The 16345-nt window shown below is 61.3% G+C and carries 16 protein-coding genes; 1 reads left to right on the plus strand and 15 read right to left on the minus strand.

Features of this window, described 5'->3' with window-relative positions:
- The first annotated feature begins 150 nt into the window (after positions 1–150).
- Positions 151–1830, plus strand: coding sequence for a 2-isopropylmalate synthase (leuA, locus tag ACZ5BO_RS28240; protein WP_025129567.1), 1680 nt, complete (start codon positions 151–153; stop codon positions 1828–1830).
- Between the two features lie 115 nt (positions 1831–1945).
- Here the strand turns inward: leuA and ACZ5BO_RS28245 are convergent, their stop codons facing one another.
- The 15 genes from ACZ5BO_RS28245 to hscA form a co-directional block, all read right to left on the minus strand.
- The gene (locus ACZ5BO_RS28245) at positions 1946–2356 is read right to left on the minus strand and encodes a hypothetical protein (protein WP_464697108.1); all 411 of its coding nucleotides are present in this window, start codon (positions 2354–2356) and stop codon (positions 1946–1948) included.
- Between the two features lie 95 nt (positions 2357–2451).
- Positions 2452–3243 (minus strand): amidohydrolase, encoded by a 792-nt coding sequence (locus ACZ5BO_RS28250; protein WP_029978492.1) that lies wholly within the window; start codon positions 3241–3243, stop codon positions 2452–2454.
- Positions 3231–4379 (minus strand): pyridoxal phosphate-dependent aminotransferase, encoded by a 1149-nt coding sequence (locus ACZ5BO_RS28255; RefSeq protein WP_025129565.1) that lies wholly within the window; start codon positions 4377–4379, stop codon positions 3231–3233. Before ACZ5BO_RS28255 ends, ACZ5BO_RS28250 begins: the two co-directional genes overlap by 13 nt.
- A gap of 186 nt (positions 4380–4565) precedes the next feature.
- Complete coding sequence (der, locus tag ACZ5BO_RS28260) at positions 4566–6038, minus strand: ribosome biogenesis GTPase Der (RefSeq protein WP_025129564.1); 1473 nt, start codon at positions 6036–6038, stop codon at positions 4566–4568.
- 141 nt (positions 6039–6179) lie between these two features.
- Positions 6180–7331 carry an outer membrane protein assembly factor BamB gene (gene bamB / locus ACZ5BO_RS28265; protein ID WP_025129563.1) on the minus strand — a complete coding sequence of 384 codons (1152 nt, stop codon included), beginning with the start codon at positions 7329–7331 and terminating at the stop codon, positions 6180–6182.
- Positions 7324–7965, minus strand: coding sequence for a tetratricopeptide repeat protein (locus tag ACZ5BO_RS28270; RefSeq protein WP_025129562.1), 642 nt, complete (start codon positions 7963–7965; stop codon positions 7324–7326). The genes bamB and ACZ5BO_RS28270 overlap by 8 nt, the downstream gene beginning before the upstream one ends.
- A 40-nt stretch (positions 7966–8005) precedes the next feature.
- The gene (gene hisS, locus ACZ5BO_RS28275; RefSeq protein WP_025129561.1) at positions 8006–9295 is read right to left on the minus strand and encodes a histidine--tRNA ligase; all 1290 of its coding nucleotides are present in this window, start codon (positions 9293–9295) and stop codon (positions 8006–8008) included.
- 22 nt (positions 9296–9317) lie between these two features.
- Entirely contained in the window at positions 9318–10427 is a 1110-nt protein-coding gene (gene ispG / locus ACZ5BO_RS28280) for a flavodoxin-dependent (E)-4-hydroxy-3-methylbut-2-enyl-diphosphate synthase (protein WP_025129560.1), read from the minus strand.
- A gap of 3 nt (positions 10428–10430) precedes the next feature.
- Positions 10431–11450, minus strand: a complete 1020-nt coding sequence (locus ACZ5BO_RS28285; RefSeq protein ID WP_464697109.1) for a RodZ domain-containing protein — start codon at positions 11448–11450, stop codon at positions 10431–10433.
- Positions 11450–12208 carry a type IV pilus biogenesis/stability protein PilW gene (pilW, locus tag ACZ5BO_RS28290; RefSeq protein WP_025129558.1) on the minus strand — a complete coding sequence of 253 codons (759 nt, stop codon included), beginning with the start codon at positions 12206–12208 and terminating at the stop codon, positions 11450–11452. Before pilW ends, ACZ5BO_RS28285 begins: the two co-directional genes overlap by 1 nt.
- Before the next feature lie 12 nt (positions 12209–12220).
- Positions 12221–13369 (minus strand): dual-specificity RNA methyltransferase RlmN, encoded by a 1149-nt coding sequence (gene rlmN / locus ACZ5BO_RS28295; RefSeq protein WP_025129557.1) that lies wholly within the window; start codon positions 13367–13369, stop codon positions 12221–12223.
- Between the two features lie 27 nt (positions 13370–13396).
- Positions 13397–13822 carry a nucleoside-diphosphate kinase gene (gene ndk / locus ACZ5BO_RS28300; protein WP_025129556.1) on the minus strand — a complete coding sequence of 142 codons (426 nt, stop codon included), beginning with the start codon at positions 13820–13822 and terminating at the stop codon, positions 13397–13399.
- Between the two features lie 94 nt (positions 13823–13916).
- Positions 13917–14117 (minus strand): Fe-S cluster assembly protein IscX, encoded by a 201-nt coding sequence (gene iscX / locus ACZ5BO_RS28305; RefSeq protein WP_025129555.1) that lies wholly within the window; start codon positions 14115–14117, stop codon positions 13917–13919.
- A gap of 15 nt (positions 14118–14132) precedes the next feature.
- A complete protein-coding gene (gene fdx / locus ACZ5BO_RS28310; RefSeq protein ID WP_025129554.1) occupies positions 14133–14474 on the minus strand; it encodes an ISC system 2Fe-2S type ferredoxin in 342 nt (113 codons plus the stop codon).
- A 3-nt stretch (positions 14475–14477) separates the two neighbouring features.
- Positions 14478–16340, minus strand: coding sequence for a Fe-S protein assembly chaperone HscA (gene hscA / locus ACZ5BO_RS28315; RefSeq protein ID WP_464697110.1), 1863 nt, complete (start codon positions 16338–16340; stop codon positions 14478–14480).
- Between the last annotated feature and the right edge of the window lie 5 nt (positions 16341–16345).

Below are 16345 nucleotides of genomic sequence, written 5' to 3' on the forward strand. Positions count from 1 at the left end.
CTCATTCAGCGTCGTCAACACCGGAGCCTCTGCCTCGTCAGCGCACGACTGCCAGGCTGAATCGCGGTGCCTCATCCCCCTGCGTCAACACCTCACTCTTGACACACCGGCAGGCCGCCTCTTTTCGGCCCGGACAATAAGGATTTCTCCATGACCATGCTCAAAGACCCCTCGTCCAAGTACCGCGCGTTCCCGACCATCAACTTGCCGGACCGGACCTGGCCGTCGAAAACCATCACCAGCGCGCCGATCTGGTGCAGCTCGGACTTGCGTGATGGCAACCAGTCGCTGATCGAACCAATGGACGCGGTGAAGAAGCTGCGCTTCTGGAAAACCCTGGTCGCCGTGGGCGTGAAAGAAATCGAGGCCTCGTTCCCAGCCGCCTCACAGACCGACTTCGACTTCGTGCGCACCTTGATCGAAGAAGGCCACATCCCGGACGACACCACCATCCAGGTGTTGACCCAGGCCCGTGAAGACCTGATTGCCCGTACCTTCGAATCCCTGCGCGGGGCGAAGAAAGCCATCGTGCACCTGTACAACGCCACCAGCCCGTCGTTCCGTCGCATTGTCTTCAACCAGGACAAGGCCGGTGTGAAAGAGATCGCGGTGAATGCGGCCAAGCTGTTCGTCAAATACGCCGCCCAGCAGCCGGAAACCCAGTGGCAGTTCGAGTACTCGCCAGAAACCTTCAGCGCCACGGAGCTGGAGTTCGCCAAGGAAGTCTGCGACGCCGTGGTGGAAGTCTGGAACGCCACGCCGGCCAACAAGGTGATCCTCAACTTGCCGGCCACCGTTGAAGTGGCAACACCGAACATCTACGCCGACCAGATCGAGTGGTTCTGCCGCAACATCAACCGTCGTGACAGCGTGCTCATCAGCCTGCACACCCACAACGACCGTGGCACCGGCGTGGCCGCCACCGAACTGGGCCTGATGGCCGGTGCCGACCGTGTCGAAGGCTGCCTGTTCGGCAACGGCGAGCGTACCGGCAACGTCGACCTGGTCACCGTGGCCTTGAACCTCTACACCCAGGGGGTGAATCCGGAACTGGATTTCTCCGACATCGACGGTGTGCGCAAAGTCGTGGAAGAGTGCAACCAGATTGCCGTGCATCCGCGTCACCCTTATGTCGGCGACCTGGTCCACACCGCCTTCTCCGGCTCCCACCAGGATGCGATCCGCAAGGGCTTTGCCCAGCAGAAATCCGATGGCCTCTGGGAAGTACCGTACCTGCCGATCGACCCGGCCGACATCGGCCGCAGCTATGAGGCGGTGATCCGCGTCAACAGCCAGTCGGGCAAGGGCGGTATCGCCTACCTGCTGGAACAGGAATACGGCATCAGCTTGCCGCGCCGCATGCAAATCGAATTCAGCCAGGTCGTACAGCGCGAAACCGATCGCCTGGGCCTGGAGATGACTGCCCAGCAGATTCACGCCTTGCTCCACAGCGAGTACTTGCAGGCCAACACCCCGTACGCGCTGGTCAGCCATCGCCTGCAGGAAGAAAACGGCCACAGCGCCGTGGAAGTGGAAGTCTCGAGCAAGGGCCAGGGCGAGACCAACCTGCATTGGCGCGGCAAGGGCAACGGTGCTTTGGAAGCCCTGGTGGCCGGCCTGCCGATCCCGGTGGAGATCATGGACTACAACGAACACGCCATCGGCGCCGGGACCAACGCCAAGGCGGCGGCCTACATCGAACTGCGGGTCAATGGTGAGCGTGCTGTGCACGGCGTGGGCATCGACGAAAACATCACCACCGCCAGCTTCAAGGCTCTGTTCAGCGCCCTGAACCGCTCCCTGAGCGAACAGGAAGCCAAAGCAGCCTAACGGCAACGGTGCAAAAAAAGGCCCCGAGGTGTGAACACCTCGGGGCCTTTTTGCATTCAAGCTATAAGCGCTGCGATTGGCTTGCAGCTAGCAACCTGCCGCTCACCTCTGCCCTTCAAGCATGTACATCGACGCTGAACATCGCCTGCAACAGGGCCGCCTGCAACACCTGCAAAGTGGTGCTGGTGGTGGTGATCTGTGCCTGCATCTCCATCACTTGCTGGGCTTTCTGCTCATCAGTGGCTTGCTGGCCCTTCTCGATACTCGCCAATTGCTGCTGTTGTTGGGCGAGGAGTTTCTGGGTCTGCTCGATCTGCTTTTGCAGCGCCTTGACCGGGTCGCCTCCGGACTTCACCGCATCGATACTGGCGTCTGCTGAGTTGACGCGCAGCTCCTTGCTGTCCTTGTCCTTGCTCTCGCTCACCGGCGCCAGCGGACTGCTGTCGGTGTCGTCGGCAGCTGCGGTAGCGGCTTTCGACGTGGCAAGCGGATAAGGGTTGATGGCAACGGCGTTGATGGTGGTCATCGGATATTCCTCCTGAACTGTTTGTCCTATCGGCCCTCAACGCCAGACCTTGATATGGCTGAACTGTAAAAAAGTGTAGGGGGTCGCGGCCGCTCTCAAGTGAACATGAAGGTATCGGCGTCAAGGTTGGCCGGGAAACGAGCCCTGTAAGCCGCCAACTCTCCCGCATTCAGGCACACCTGGAAAACACCATCCGCCTCTCCGGCGCTGAGCAGGGTTTCCCCCTGGAAATCCAGTACCTGGCTGTCACCGGTATAGGCAAAGCCCTTGCCATCGGTCCCTACCCGATTCACCGCCGCGACGTAGCACAGGTTTTCAATGGCCCGGGCCGGCAGCAGACGATTCCAGTGCAGGCGCCGGGCGCCTGGCCAATTGGCGGTGTACAGCAACAGGTCAGTGTCCTGGGCGTCACGGCTCCACACCGGGAAACGCAGGTCGTAGCAGATCAACGGACGAATACGCCAGCCCTTGAGCTCGAACTGAACCTGGCGCTCGCCCGGTGTGTAGTGGTTATGTTCGCCAGCCATGCGAAACAGATGACGCTTGTCGTAGTGCCAGACTTCACCGTCGGGGCGGGCCCACAGCAGACGGTTGCGATGGCTGCCATCCGCCGCCTGGATGATCACGCTACCGGTGATCACCGCATCGAACTTCTTCGCCTGGATCCGCAGCCATTTGCTGGTAGGGCCATTCTCCGGCTCTGCCAGGGTCGCGGATTCCATGGAGAACCCGGTGGTGAACATTTCTGGGAGGATCATCAGATCGGCCCCACGAGACTGCTCCAGCAACTGCTCGAAATGCTCGAAGTTGGCCTGGCGATCGTGCCAGGCCAGGGTGGTCTGAATCAGTGCCAGATTCAGATCGGGTAGTGCACTCAGATCACGCATAGTTTCTCCGCTGCCTGACGCAACGTCTCCTCGCGCTTGGCAAAACACAGGCGTACCAGGCGCTGTCCCTCGGGCGGGTGCTGATAGAACACCGACACCGGGATTGCCGCCACGCCATGTTCACGGGTCATCCAGATCGCCATGTCGACGTCATTCAGGTCCGGACGAATCCGCGAATAGTCCACCAGTTGAAAGTAAGTGCCGGCCACCCGGGTGAAACTGAAGCGTGAAGCGCTCAAAAGGTCGCAGAACAGGTCACGCTTGGCCTGGTAAAAACCAGGCAACTCCTCGACATGCTCCGGGTGCTCGGCCATGAAGTCGGCCAGAGCGTACTGCAAAGGGGTCACTCCGCAGAAGCTGACATATTGATGCACCTTGCGCAGCTCCGCGCTCAGGGCGGGCGGCGCCACCACGTAGCCGGTCTTCCACCCGGTGACGTGGTAGGTCTTGCCAAAGGAGCTGACCACGAAAGCCTTCTGGTACAGCTCTTCATGGGCCAGCAGGCTGACATGGGCCACACCGTCGAACACCAGGTGTTCGTAGACTTCGTCACTGACCAGGTAGATGTCGCGATCACGGATCAGGGCGGCCAACTGGTCCAGCTCGGCACGGCTGATCAGGGCTCCACTGGGGTTGTGCGGGGCATTGAGGATGATCATCCGCGTGCGCGGACTCAGGGCGTCACCGAGTTTCTGCCAATCGATGGCAAAGCCCTGCCCTGCCAACGGCACATGCACACAACGCCCACCGGCCAGCTCCACCGACGGCTCATAGCTGTCGTAACTGGGGTCGAACACAATGACTTCGTCACCGCGCTGGATCACCGCCTGGATGGCACAGAAGATGGCCTGGGTCGCACCGGGGGTGATGGTCACCTCAGCGTCCGCATCAACCTGGACGCCATAGCTGCGGGCGATTTTCGCGGCGACCTGCTGGCGCAGTGCCGGTAAACCGGTCATGGGTGCGTACTGGTTATGGCCATTGGCGGTATGCCAGCCAAGCGCATCACGCAGGGCTTGCGGGCCATCGAAATCAGGAAAGCCCTGGGACAGGTTGAGCGCTCCGGTTTCCACCGCGAGCTGGGACATTTGCGTGAAGATGGTGGTGCCGACATTCGGCAACTTACTGATGATCATGAGGATTCCCTGCTGAGCAGTCCGCACTACGGCGGCGCGGAGGTCCCCGAGAATAGCCCAAACGCCAGGCATGAAAAAGGGCGCCCGGGGGCGCCCTCTTATCCACACAAACCCGCTAGGAACTGGCTTGCCAGCAAAGCACTGAAGCAGATCCAGCGCTTCGCCAGCACGCCGGCCCCAAGCCGATCAGCGCTTGTCGCGGCGCTTCTTGTCGGCCTTCTTGTGGTGCGACATCAAGCGACGCTTCTTGTTGACCTGGCGGTCGGTCAGGGTGTTCTTGTTGCCTTCGTACGGGTTGTCGCCGCCCTTGAACTCGATGCGGATCGGCGTACCCACCAGCTTCAGCACCCGGCGGTAGGTGTTCTCCAGGTAGCGCACATAGGACTTGGGCACCTTCTCCACCTGGTTGCCGTGAATCACGATCAGCGGCGGGTTGGCCCCACCCAAGTGGGCGTAGCGTAGTTTGATCCGACGGTTGTTGACCATCGGCGGCGCATGCTCGCCCACGGCGTCTTCGAGGATCTGCGTCAGGCGGCTGGTCGGCCAGCGGGTGACCGCCGACTTGAAGGAGTTCTGCACCGACTGGTAGAGGTTGCCCACGCCGGTACCGTGCAGTGCCGAGATGAAGTGGATGTCGGCGAAGTCGACGAAGAATAACCGGCGTTGCAGCTCGGTCTTCACGTAGTCGCGCTCGCTCGGCTGCATGCCGTCCCACTTGTTCAGGGCAATCACCAGGGCCCGGCCGGCTTCCAGGGCAAAGCCCAGCAGGTTCAGGTCGTGATCCACCACGCCTTCCCGGGCGTCCATGACGAAGATCACCACGTTGGCATCCTTGATCGCCTGCAGGGTCTTGACCACCGAGAACTTTTCGACTTCCTCGTGGATCTTGCCGCGCTTGCGCACACCGGCGGTGTCGATCAGCGTGTACTTCTCGTCGTTACGCTCGAACGGGATGTAGATGCTGTCGCGGGTCGTACCGGGCTGGTCATAGACGATCACCCGGTCTTCACCGAGCATGCGGTTGACCAGGGTCGACTTGCCGACGTTCGGACGGCCGATGATGGCGATCTTGATCCCGTCCTTTTCGCTCGGGCCCGGAATGCGCTTGGCTTCCTCGCCTTCGGCAACGATCTCTTCTTCACCTTCTTCCGGCTCGTCGGCGTCATCCTTGGGGAATTCGCGCAGGGCGATTTCCAGCATCTGGGTGATGCCACGACCGTGGGCACCGGCGATCGGGATCGCGTCGCCCATGCCCAGCGGGGCGAACTCGGCGCGAGCCATGTCCGGGTCGATGTTGTCGACCTTGTTGGCCACCACGTAGGAAGTCTTGTTACGTTTGCGCAGGTGTTCGCCGATCATCTGGTCGGCTGCGGTAAAGCCGGCCTTGGCGTCTACCAGGAACAACACCACATCGGCTTCTTCAATGGCCAGCAGCGACTGCTCGGCCATCTTCTCGTCCATGCCATGCTCGTCACCGGAGATACCGCCGGTGTCGATGAGAATATAGGTACGCCCTTGCCACTTGGCCTCACCGTATTGGCGATCACGGGTCAGACCGGACAGGTCGCCGACGATGGCGTCGCGAGTCCGAGTCAGGCGGTTGAACAAGGTGGACTTGCCGACGTTAGGTCGGCCCACCAGGGCGATTACGGGAACCATGCGGCTCTCCACTGCGTTAATTGCGAAAATACAAAAGCCGCTGCGAGGCAGCGGCTGGTGCTCGGGGCAGCACCTTGAAGTGCTGCGAACCTTGTCGAGACAAGGCCGCTTGGGGAATCAACCCCAAGCATAGTCAAAGCCTTACTTGATGGTCAGGGCGACCAGTTTGCCGCTGTTGCCATACACGTAGATCATGTCACCCACCACCAGCGGACGGGCCCGCAGGCCATCGCTGTCGATGCGCTCACGACCGACGAAACGACCATCGACCTGGCTCAGCAGGTGCAGATAACCTTCCAGGTCACCCACGGCCACGTAGCTGGAGAAGACTTCCGGTGCCGACAGTTGACGGCGAGCCAGGGAATCATTGCTCCACAAGGCGGTGGTCGAACGCTCGTCCACGCCTTCCACGGTGCCCGAGGACAGGCTCACGTAGACGCTGCCGAAACCCTGGGCCACACCGGCGTAGCTGGAAGCATCACGCTGCCACAGTGGACGACCGCTCTCCAGGTCCAGGGCCACGACACGCCCCTGGTAGCTGGCGACATACAAGGTACCACCGGACAGCAGCAGACCACCGTCGATGTCCACCACCCGATCCAGCTCGGAACGGCCTTGCGGAATCGCTACACGCTGCTCCCACACTGGCACGCCGTTGCGGATATCCAGCGCCACCACCTTGCCGGTGGAGAGACCGGCCAGGGCCAGACGATTGGTCGCCAGCGGTGCACTGGTGCCCCGCAGGGTCAGGACCGCCGGAGTGCTGTCGTAGAGCCAGAGCTGGTTACCAGTGCTGGCATCCAGGCCAATCACCCGATCATCCTGAGTCTGCACCACCACCACGTCACCGTTGGTGGCCGGCGGAGCCAGCACTTCACTGGTGACGCGGGCACGCCATTTCTCTTCGCCGCTGGAGGCGTCGAGGGCAACCACTTCGCCCTTCAGGGTGCCAATCATGACCAGCCCGTAACCCACGCCAACGGCGCCGGAAACAGGCAGCTCGAGATCTTTCTTCCATTTGACGTCGCCATTCATGCGGTCCATGGAAACCACCACACCGGTGACATCGGCCGCGTAGATGGTGTCACCATCGATGGCCGGGACCAGCATGTTGTAGGTTTCGCCCTGACCGTCACCGATCGAACGGCTCCACTGCTTCTGCAGGACCACTTCCTCTTTGAAGTCGACCAGCTCAGCCGGTGGCAGTTCTTTCTTGCTGTTGCTGCTGCAACCCGCGGCCAACAAGGCCAGAGCCAGCAATGCTGCATGTTTCCAACGGATCACGTCATGCATCCCCTTTGGCCAGGTCGTCCAGCTTGATTTGTAAGCCACCAACCGCCGCTTCATCCGACAGCGCCGCCTTGGCTTTTTGGTATGCAGCATGGGCCTCATCCACACGGCCCAGCTGGACCAGCAGATCACCCTTGAGCTCTTCACGGGTTGCCAGGAAGGCCTTGTCGGCATCGCCGTCCAGCAGCTTCAGGGCTTCATCGGCCTTGTTCTGCGCCGCCAGCACCTGAGCCAGACGCTGACGCGCCACTTCACCCAAGGTTGCGTTTGCCGGCTTGTCAGCCACGGCTTTGAGCTGCGCCGCAGCGTCGTCCAGCTTGCCAGTGTCCACGGCCACCTTGGCCACGAACAGGCTACCGTACTGGGCGTAGGCAGTGCCGCCGAACTCGCTGTTGAGCTTGCCCGCCAGGTCCGCGACACGCGCGGCATCCGGCTTGCCATCCGGCGTCAGGGTAGTTTCCAGCAGTTGCTGATAGAGCACCGAAGCGCCTTGCGACTGGTTGTTCTGATACTTGTGCCAGGCTTGCCAGCCGAACACGATAACCAGGGCCAGCAGGCCGCCAGTCACCAGGGGTTTGCCGTTACGCTGCCACCAGTCTTTCAATTCCGCCAGCTGTTCATCTTCGGTACTCGACACCCCAATACTCCTTATTCGCTAAATCGGCTGTTTGACAGCTTCAACCCTGCACGACGCAGGTGGCCAGGTGCGCAGCGAGCGCATCCCAGGCAATGCTTTGTTGTTCGCCCTGGCCACGCAGGGGTTTGAAACCTACCACTTGCTGGGCCAGTTCGTCGTCACCGAGGATCAGTGCGTACAGTGCACCGCTCTTGTCGGCCTTCTTGAATTGGCTCTTGAAGCTGCCAGCGCCGGCGTTGATTTGCAGGCGCAGGTTCGGCAATTGATCACGAACACGTTCGCTGAGGGCCAATGCGGCCAGCTCGGCGGCCTCACCGAAGGCACACAGGTACACGTCCACCTGGCGGGAAATCTCTTCCGGGACCTGCTCCAGGGTTTCCAGCAGCAGGACCAGGCGCTCGATACCCATGGCGAAACCAACGCCCGGGGTCGGCTTGCCGCCCATTTGCTCGACCAGACCGTCGTAACGGCCACCGGCACACACGGTGCCCTGGGCTCCGAGCTTGTCGGTGACCCACTCGAATACCGTCTTGCTGTAGTAGTCCAGGCCGCGAACCAGCTTGGGATTGATCACGTACGGAATACCCGCGGCGTCCAGGCGAGCCTTCAGGCCCTCGAAGTGCACGCGGGACTCTTCATCGAGATAGTCGGCCAGCTTCGGCGCATCCACCAGCACGGCTTGGGTTTCGGGGTGCTTGGTATCGAGCACTCGCAGCGGGTTGGTCTTCAAACGACGCTGGCTGTCTTCATCCAGCTGGTCCAGGCGGGCGGAGAGGAACTCCACCAGCGCCTCGCGATAGCGCGCGCGCGCTTCACTGGTGCCCAGGCTGTTGAGTTCGAGCTTGACTGCATCACGGATGCCCAGCTCGCCCCACAGGCGCCAGGTCAGCACGATCAGTTCGGCATCGATGTCGGGACCGTCGAGGTTGAACACCTCGCAACCGATCTGGTGGAACTGGCGATAGCGGCCCTTCTGCGGGCGCTCGTGGCGGAACATCGGGCCGATGTACCAGAGCTTCTGCACCTGGCCACCGCCCGTGATGCCGTGCTCCAGGGCTGCCCGTACGCAGGCCGCGGTGCCTTCCGGACGCAGGGTCAGGGAATCGCCGTTGCGGTCCTCGAAGGTGTACATCTCTTTTTCGACGATGTCGGTCACTTCACCGATGGAGCGCTTGAACAGCTCGGTGAACTCGACGATCGGCATGCGGATCTGCTTGTAACCGTAGTTATCCAGCAGGCGCGCCACGGTGCCCTCGAAATAGCGCCACAGGGGCGTCTGCTCGGGCAGGATGTCATTCATGCCACGAATGGCTTGCAGAGACTTGCTCACAAAAAATCCTTAATACGTTCGGTTAGCCGCGAGCGATCAGCGCTGCGTCGGCTTCGACCTTTTCGGCCGCCTTCTGCCGGATCAGCCTTTCGAGCTCTTCCACCAGATTGTCATTGGTCAGTTTCTGCGCTGGCTTGCCGTCAATGTAGATCAGGTTCGGCGTGCCGCCGGTCAGTCCGATGTGGGCCTCTTTGGCTTCACCCGGGCCGTTGACCACGCAACCGATCACCGCGACATCCATCGGTACCAGCAGGTCTTCAAGGCGCCCTTCCAGTTCGTTCATGGTTTTCACCACATCGAAATTCTGCCGCGAACAGCTCGGGCAGGCGATGAAGTTGATGCCACGGGAACGCAGGTGCAGGGACTTGAGAATGTCGTAGCCGACCTTCACTTCCTCGACCGGGTCGGCCGCCAACGAGATGCGAATAGTATCGCCAATCCCTTCGGCCAGCAGCATACCGAGGCCGACGGCGGATTTCACCGTGCCTGAACGCAATCCGCCGGCTTCAGTGATGCCCAGGTGCAGGGGCTGGATGATTTCCTTGGCCAGCAAACGGTAGGCTTCGACCGCCATGAACACGTCCGAGGCCTTCACGCTGACCTTGAAGTCCTTGAAATTAAGGCGCTCCAGGTGCTCCACGTGACGCAGCGCCGACTCGACCAGTGCGGCAGGGGTCGGTTCGCCGTATTTTTTCTGCAGGTCCTTTTCCAGGGAACCGGCGTTGACCCCGATGCGGATCGGGATCCCGCGATCACGGGCCGCATCCACCACCGCACGCACCCGGTCTTCACGACCGATGTTGCCCGGGTTGATGCGCAGGCAATCGACACCCAGCTCGGCCACACGCAGGGCGATCTTGTAGTCGAAGTGAATGTCGGCCACCAGCGGCACCTTGACCTGCTGCTTGATCCGGCCGAACGCCTCGGCGGCGTCCATGTCCGGCACCGATACCCGCACGATGTCGACGCCGGCTGCTTCCAGGCGGTTGATCTGGGCCACGGTGGCGGCCACATCGTTGGTGTCGCTGTTGGTCATGCTCTGCACCGCGATCGGGGCATCGCCGCCGACCGGTACCGAGCCGACCCAGATTTTGCGGGACTCGCGACGCTTGATTGGAGATTCACCGTGCATGACTTATTGACCTAACTTCAGGCGAGCAGTCTCGCCACTGGTGAACGGGGCGATATCCACCGCCTGCCCGTTGTACGTGATTTGTGCGCCACGGGCGTAGCCCAGACGCACGGCAAAAGGTGGCTTGCCGCTGACATCGACGACTTCGCCCTTGCGCTTGAGGGCGCTGAGCAGAATCTTGCCGTTGCCGTCAGTCACCTGGGTCCAGCAATCGGCGCTGAACTGGATCTGTACCTGGGCTGCGCCCGCTACAGGAGCGACGGTGGCCGAGTTGGCCGCAGCATTCGCCGCAGGAGCAGGTACCTGGGCCGCAGGCGCCACCGGAGCGGCGGCCACAGGCGCGGTCATCGCAGTGCCATGGGCAGGAGCCGCGGGTACCACAGGCGCTACAGCGGGAGCCGGAGCGGGTGCAGCAGGCGTCGCCGGGATGGCCGGCGCCTCGGCAGCTGCCTGCTCTTCGGCCTGAGCGGCGTTGGCCTGGGCTTCACTCTGGCCTTCGGCGACGGCCTGGTCTTCAGGCTCGTCGATCGGATGAATCTGCGTAGTACCGTCGGCGCCCTCAACCTCGACGTGCTCAGGAGTCAGCGACATCGGTTCCTTGCCTCGCTGGGAGGACTGATCCTGCCACCAGATGAAGCCGCCACCGACCACCGCCACCAGCAGCAGCAAGCTGACGATGCGCAGGATGGTGTGGGAGACGCGAACCGGCTCTTCGATACGGCCCAGGGCGTGAACGTTGCTGCCCTGGGAGTCGGTACCGGTGTACTGGTCGAATTCCTGGACCAATACCGCCTGGTCCATGCCCAGCAACTTGGCATAGGCACGGATATAGCCACGGGAAAAGGTATGCCCCGGCAGCTTGTCGAAGGCGCCGGCTTCCAGGTTGCTCAGGGAGCTCACCGTGAGATTGAGCTTGTGGGCCACTTCAGCCAGCGACCAACCATTGCTTTCGCGGGCCTGACGCAGGGTCTCTCCGGGGTTTACGCGAGTCACTGCTTGAACTTCGGGATGCGCCGCTTTCATCATTGCTCCGACAGGTATTGCTGATATTCCGGCGTACCGGGATAAAGTCGTTTTAGTTGCAGACCGTAACTGGCGGCCTTGTCGCGATCTTCGAACACCGTTGCCAGGCGAACACCGAGCAATAGACTACGTGCATTTTGCTCGCCGAGCAGGCTAAAACGATCGTAATAATCACGCGCGGGCACATAATGCCTGTCTTCGTAAGACAACTCAGCCATTTCCAGCAACGCGCGGGGCTGTTGGTGATTCAGACGCAGGGCTTTTTCCAGTTGCAACTGGGCCAGCTCACGCTGGCCCAGCTTCGAAGCGGTCATCCCGAGGCTTTCAAAGACCCGGGAACGTTCGGGGTACAGAGTATCAGCAGCGGCTTGCTCAAAACGCTGATAGGCCTCTTTGTAACGTTTTTCTTCGAACAGGAAGCTGCCGTAATTATTGAGGATCCGCGCACTGTCCGGACGCGCCGCCAGGGCCTGGCGAAAATGCTCGTCGGCCAGCGCCGGCTCCCTCTCGGCCTGGAACACCAGCGCCAGGGCAGCGTTGGCATCGGCATCGGCCGGGGCCAGTTCCAGGGCCTTTTTCAACGGCACCTTGGCCCGCTCGCTCATGCCCTGCTGCAGGTAGCCCAGGCCCAACTGCACATAAGCCTCACGCGCTTCGTCACGCCCCTTGCTGGTGCTCATCGGGTTGGCATCACCCGAAAGAACACAGCCAGCACCTAGGCTGGCAACAAGCAGGAGCAGCGCGAAGCGCAAGATCATGGAGATCCTCTCTCAGGTACGGGTCGCGGCGCTTTGCGGCATATCGGCGTCGGCGCTCAACTCGCGCACCGCGATATAGCGTTCGCTGCGACGGGTGCGGTCCAGCACCTGCCCTACCAGCTGACCACAAGCGGCATCGATGTCTTCACCGCGAGTGGTGCGCACGGTGACATTGAAACCGGCGTGATGCAGTTGGTCCTGGAAACGCCGGATGGCGTTGTTGCTTGGGCGCTCGTATCCGGAATGCGGGAACGGGTTGAAGGGGATCAGGTTGATCTTGCAAGGAATGTCCTTGAGCAACTCGATCATTTCGACCGCATGTTCCAGCTTGTCGTTGATGTCCTTGAGCAAGGTGTACTCGATGGTCAGCACGCGCTTTTCGCCCAGGGAGGACATGTAGCGCTGGCAGGACTCGAGCAGCATCTTCAACGGGTACTTCTTGTTGATCGGTACCAGTTGGTTGCGCAGCGCATCGTTGGGGGCGTGCAGGGACAACGCCAGGGAGACGTCGATGTGCTTGGCCAGCTCATCGATCATCGGCACCACGCCGGAGGTCGACAGGGTCACTCGGCGCTTGGAGATGCCGTAGCCCAGGTCGTCCATCATCAGGTGCATGGCCGCGATGACGTTGTCGAAGTTCAGCAGCGGCTCACCCATGCCCATCATCACCACGTTGGTGATGGCACGGTCGACGGTCGCCGGGACGCTGCCAAAGGATTTGTTGGCAATCCACACCTGGCCGATGACTTCGGCGGCGGTGAGGTTGCTATTGAAGCCTTGCTTGCCGGTGGAGCAGAAACTGCAGTCCAGGGCACAGCCTGCCTGGGACGAAACGCACAGAGTGCCGCGTTTGCCCTGGGGGATGTAAACGGTCTCGACGCAGCTGCCGGACGCCACGCGCACCACCCACTTACGGGTGCCATCGCTGGAGATGTCCTCGCTGACCACTTCCGGACCGCGAATCTCGGCAACAGCCTTGAGCTTCTCGCGCAAGGCCTTGCCGACATTCGTCATGGCGTCGAAATCATCGACGCCAAAGTGGTGAATCCATTTCATTACCTGACCGGCACGGAAACGCTTCTCCCCGATTGAGTCGAAGAATTTCTCCATTTCCGGTTGAGTCAGACCCAACAGGTTAGTTTTGCCGATCGATGCAGTCATGATTCACCCCTCACTCGCAAGCCTTACTCAGCGAGCGGTTACTTCAGTTGCGGCGAAGAAGTAAGCGATTTCGCGAGCAGCGGCAGCTTCGGAGTCCGAACCGTGAACGGCGTTGGCGTCGATGGACTCGGCGAAATCAGCACGGATGGTGCCAGCAGCAGCTTCTTTAGGGTTGGTAGCGCCCATCAGCTCACGGTTGCGAGCGATGGCGTTTTCGCCTTCCAGAACCTGAACAACAACAGGACCCGAAGTCATGAAGGCAACCAGTTCGCCGAAGAAGCCACGCTCGCTGTGCTCAGCGTAGAAGCCTTCAGCTTCAGCCTTGGACAGTTGCTTCATTTTCGAAGCTACAACGCGCAGGCCGGCTTCTTCGAAACGGGAAACGATCTTGCCGATAACGTTTTTTGCAACAGCGTCAGGCTTGATGATGGAGAAAGTGCGTTGAACAGCCATGGTGTAACTCCAGAAACGGTGATTAAAGCGAAAAATTAAACCCGCGAATTATACGCGGGTTTATAGGGATTGCCTAACTGCGTAGCCCGCGGATTCAGTCAGTTTCGTCGATCCAGGCAGCCTGAATTGCTTCAAGAACCTTCTCGCCTCCGCGAGCCGGATCGTCGCTGAACTCCGGCAGCGCCAGAACCCATTGGTGCAGATCGACAAAGTTCACATAACGCGGATCCACATCCGGCTTGGAATCAGCCAGCTGGATCGCGATTTCCAGTACATCAACCCACTTGAGGCTCATGCCAGTTCCTTGAAATCAGTGCGGCGCTTCGGCTGCATGGTTGAGCGAGTATTTGGGAATCTCGACGGTCAAATCTTCATCACCGACGATCGCCTGGCACGACAGGCGCGATTGCGCTTCCAGGCCCCAGGCCTTGTCCAGCAAGTCTTCTTCCAGCTCGTCAGCCTCGTTCAGCGAGTCGAAGCCTTCACGGATGATGCAGTGGCAGGTGGTACAGGCGCAGACGCCACCACAGGCACTCTCGATCTCGATGTGGTTGTCATGGGCGACGTCGAGTACCGAAACGCCGGGCTCGACCTCTACAACCAGGCCGTCCGGACAAAACACGGCATGTGGCAGAAAAATGATCTGCGGCATCAGTTATTCCTCGATTTCATTCAGGTTGCGCCCCGCCAACGCGGCTTTCACCGTCGAATCCAGGCGGCGGGCAGCAAAGGCGTCGGTCACTTGCGACAGACGCTTGGTCTGCTGCTCGATGGCATAACCATCGGTGCCACGCATCAATTCACTCAGTTCCTGCATCTGCAGCTCGATGACCATGCGCTCCTCGGCATCCAGCAGACGGTCACCGTCAGCGTCCAGGGCACCCTGAACCGCCTCGATCAGACGCTGGGCGTCGACCTGCTGCTCACGCAGCACGCGAGCCACCTTGTCGTCGCCGGCATACTGGAAGGAGTCCTTGAGCATCTTGGCGATCTCGCCATCAGTCAGGCCGTAGGACGGCTTGACCTGGATACTGGCCTCGACTCCCGAGCCCAGCTCCCGCGCGGAAACGCTGAGCAGGCCATCGGCGTCGACCTGGAAGGTCACACGAATCTTCGCCGCACCGGCCACCATCGGCGGAATGCCACGCAATTCGAAGCGCGCCAGGGAGCGACAGTCACTGATCAGTTCGCGCTCACCCTGCAGCACATGAATCATCATGGCCGACTGGCCATCTTTGTAGGTGGTGAAATCCTGGGCACGGGCCACCGGGATCGTGGTGTTGCGCGGGATCACCTTCTCCATCAGGCCACCCATGGTTTCCAGCCCCAGGGACAGCGGAATCACGTCCAGCAGCAGCAACTCGCCGCCTTCGCGCTTGTTGCCGGCCAGGGTATCGGCCTGGATCGCAGCCCCAATGGCCACCACTTGATCCGGATCGATTTCAGTCAGCGGCTGGCGACCGAACATCTCGGCAACGGCTTCGCGCACCCGCGGAACCCGGGTCGAACCACCGACCATGACCACGGCCCGCACTTCGTCGAGCTCGACATTGGAATCACGCACGGCGCGACGGCAAGCCTTGAGGCTACGGGCCACCATGGGTTCGATCAGCGCATCGAAGGTTGCGCGGGTCAGCGCTGCGCGCCAACTGCCGTACACCACTTCCACCGAATCGACGCTGGTCAGGGCTTCCTTGGCCGCACAGGCGGTTTGCAGCAGATTGCGCTGAGCGCCCGGATCCAGGTCGGCAGACAAGCCCGCGCCCTCAATGATCCAGTTGGCGATCGCATGGTCGAAATCGTCGCCACCCAGCGCGGTGTCGCCGCCGGTGGCCAGCACTTCGAACACGCCACCGGTCAGGCGCAGAATGGAAATATCGAACGTACCGCCACCCAGGTCATAGATCGCCACCACGCCTTCGGCGTGCTGATCCAGACCATAGGCCACAGCAGCCGCGGTCGGCTCGTTGAGCAGGCGCAGCACATTGAGGCCAGCCAGCTTGGCCGCATCCTTGGTAGCTTGACGCTGTGCATCATCGAAATAGGCCGGAACAGTGATCACCGCACCGACCAACTCGCCACCCAGGGTCGCCTCGGCTCGCTGACGCAGCACCTTGAGCACTTCGGCAGAGACTTCCACCGGGCTTTTTGGTCCCTGGATCGTCTCGATGAACGGCATGTGAGACTCGCCATCGACAAAGCGGTAGGGGAGCTGCTCACCCAACTGCTTGACGTCGGACAGGCCACGCCCCATCAGGCGCTTGACCGAGAGCACGGTATTCAGAGGGTCGGTAGGGGCCGCCAGGCGGGCAGATTCGCCGACCTCGACGTGATCGGCGTGATAGCGCACGGCAGACGGCAGGATCACCTGCCCCTGGGCGTCGGCCAGCGGTTCGGAAAGACCACTGCGCAAGGCAGCGACCAGCGAATTGGTAGTGCCCAAGTCGATCCCCACAGCCAGGCGGCGCTGGTGCGGTTGAGGACTTTGGCCGGGTTCGGCGATCTGCAGTAGGGCCATGCTTA

The sequence above is a fragment of the Pseudomonas sp. FFPRI_1 genome (genome assembly GCF_055384485.1).

Coding starts and splice junctions, on each gene's coding strand:
- hscA (WP_464697110.1), bottom strand. CDS start 16,340: ATGGCCCTACTGCAGATCGCCGAACCCGGCCAAAGTCCTCAACCGCAC.
- ACZ5BO_RS28245 (WP_464697108.1), bottom strand. CDS start 2,356: ATGACCACCATCAACGCCGTTGCCATCAACCCTTATCCGCTTGCCACG.
- leuA (WP_025129567.1), top strand. CDS start 151: ATGACCATGCTCAAAGACCCCTCGTCCAAGTACCGCGCGTTCCCGACC.
- ACZ5BO_RS28285 (WP_464697109.1), bottom strand. CDS start 11,450: ATGAAAGCGGCGCATCCCGAAGTTCAAGCAGTGACTCGCGTAAACCCC.
- ACZ5BO_RS28255 (WP_025129565.1), bottom strand. CDS start 4,379: ATGATCATCAGTAAGTTGCCGAATGTCGGCACCACCATCTTCACGCAA.
- ispG (WP_025129560.1), bottom strand. CDS start 10,427: ATGCACGGTGAATCTCCAATCAAGCGTCGCGAGTCCCGCAAAATCTGG.
- ndk (WP_025129556.1), bottom strand. CDS start 13,822: ATGGCTGTTCAACGCACTTTCTCCATCATCAAGCCTGACGCTGTTGCA.
- der (WP_025129564.1), bottom strand. CDS start 6,038: ATGGTTCCCGTAATCGCCCTGGTGGGCCGACCTAACGTCGGCAAGTCC.
- pilW (WP_025129558.1), bottom strand. CDS start 12,208: ATGATCTTGCGCTTCGCGCTGCTCCTGCTTGTTGCCAGCCTAGGTGCT.
- rlmN (WP_025129557.1), bottom strand. CDS start 13,369: ATGACTGCATCGATCGGCAAAACTAACCTGTTGGGTCTGACTCAACCG.
- fdx (WP_025129554.1), bottom strand. CDS start 14,474: ATGCCGCAGATCATTTTTCTGCCACATGCCGTGTTTTGTCCGGACGGC.
- bamB (WP_025129563.1), bottom strand. CDS start 7,331: ATGCATGACGTGATCCGTTGGAAACATGCAGCATTGCTGGCTCTGGCC.
- iscX (WP_025129555.1), bottom strand. CDS start 14,117: ATGAGCCTCAAGTGGGTTGATGTACTGGAAATCGCGATCCAGCTGGCT.
- ACZ5BO_RS28250 (WP_029978492.1), bottom strand. CDS start 3,243: ATGCGTGATCTGAGTGCACTACCCGATCTGAATCTGGCACTGATTCAG.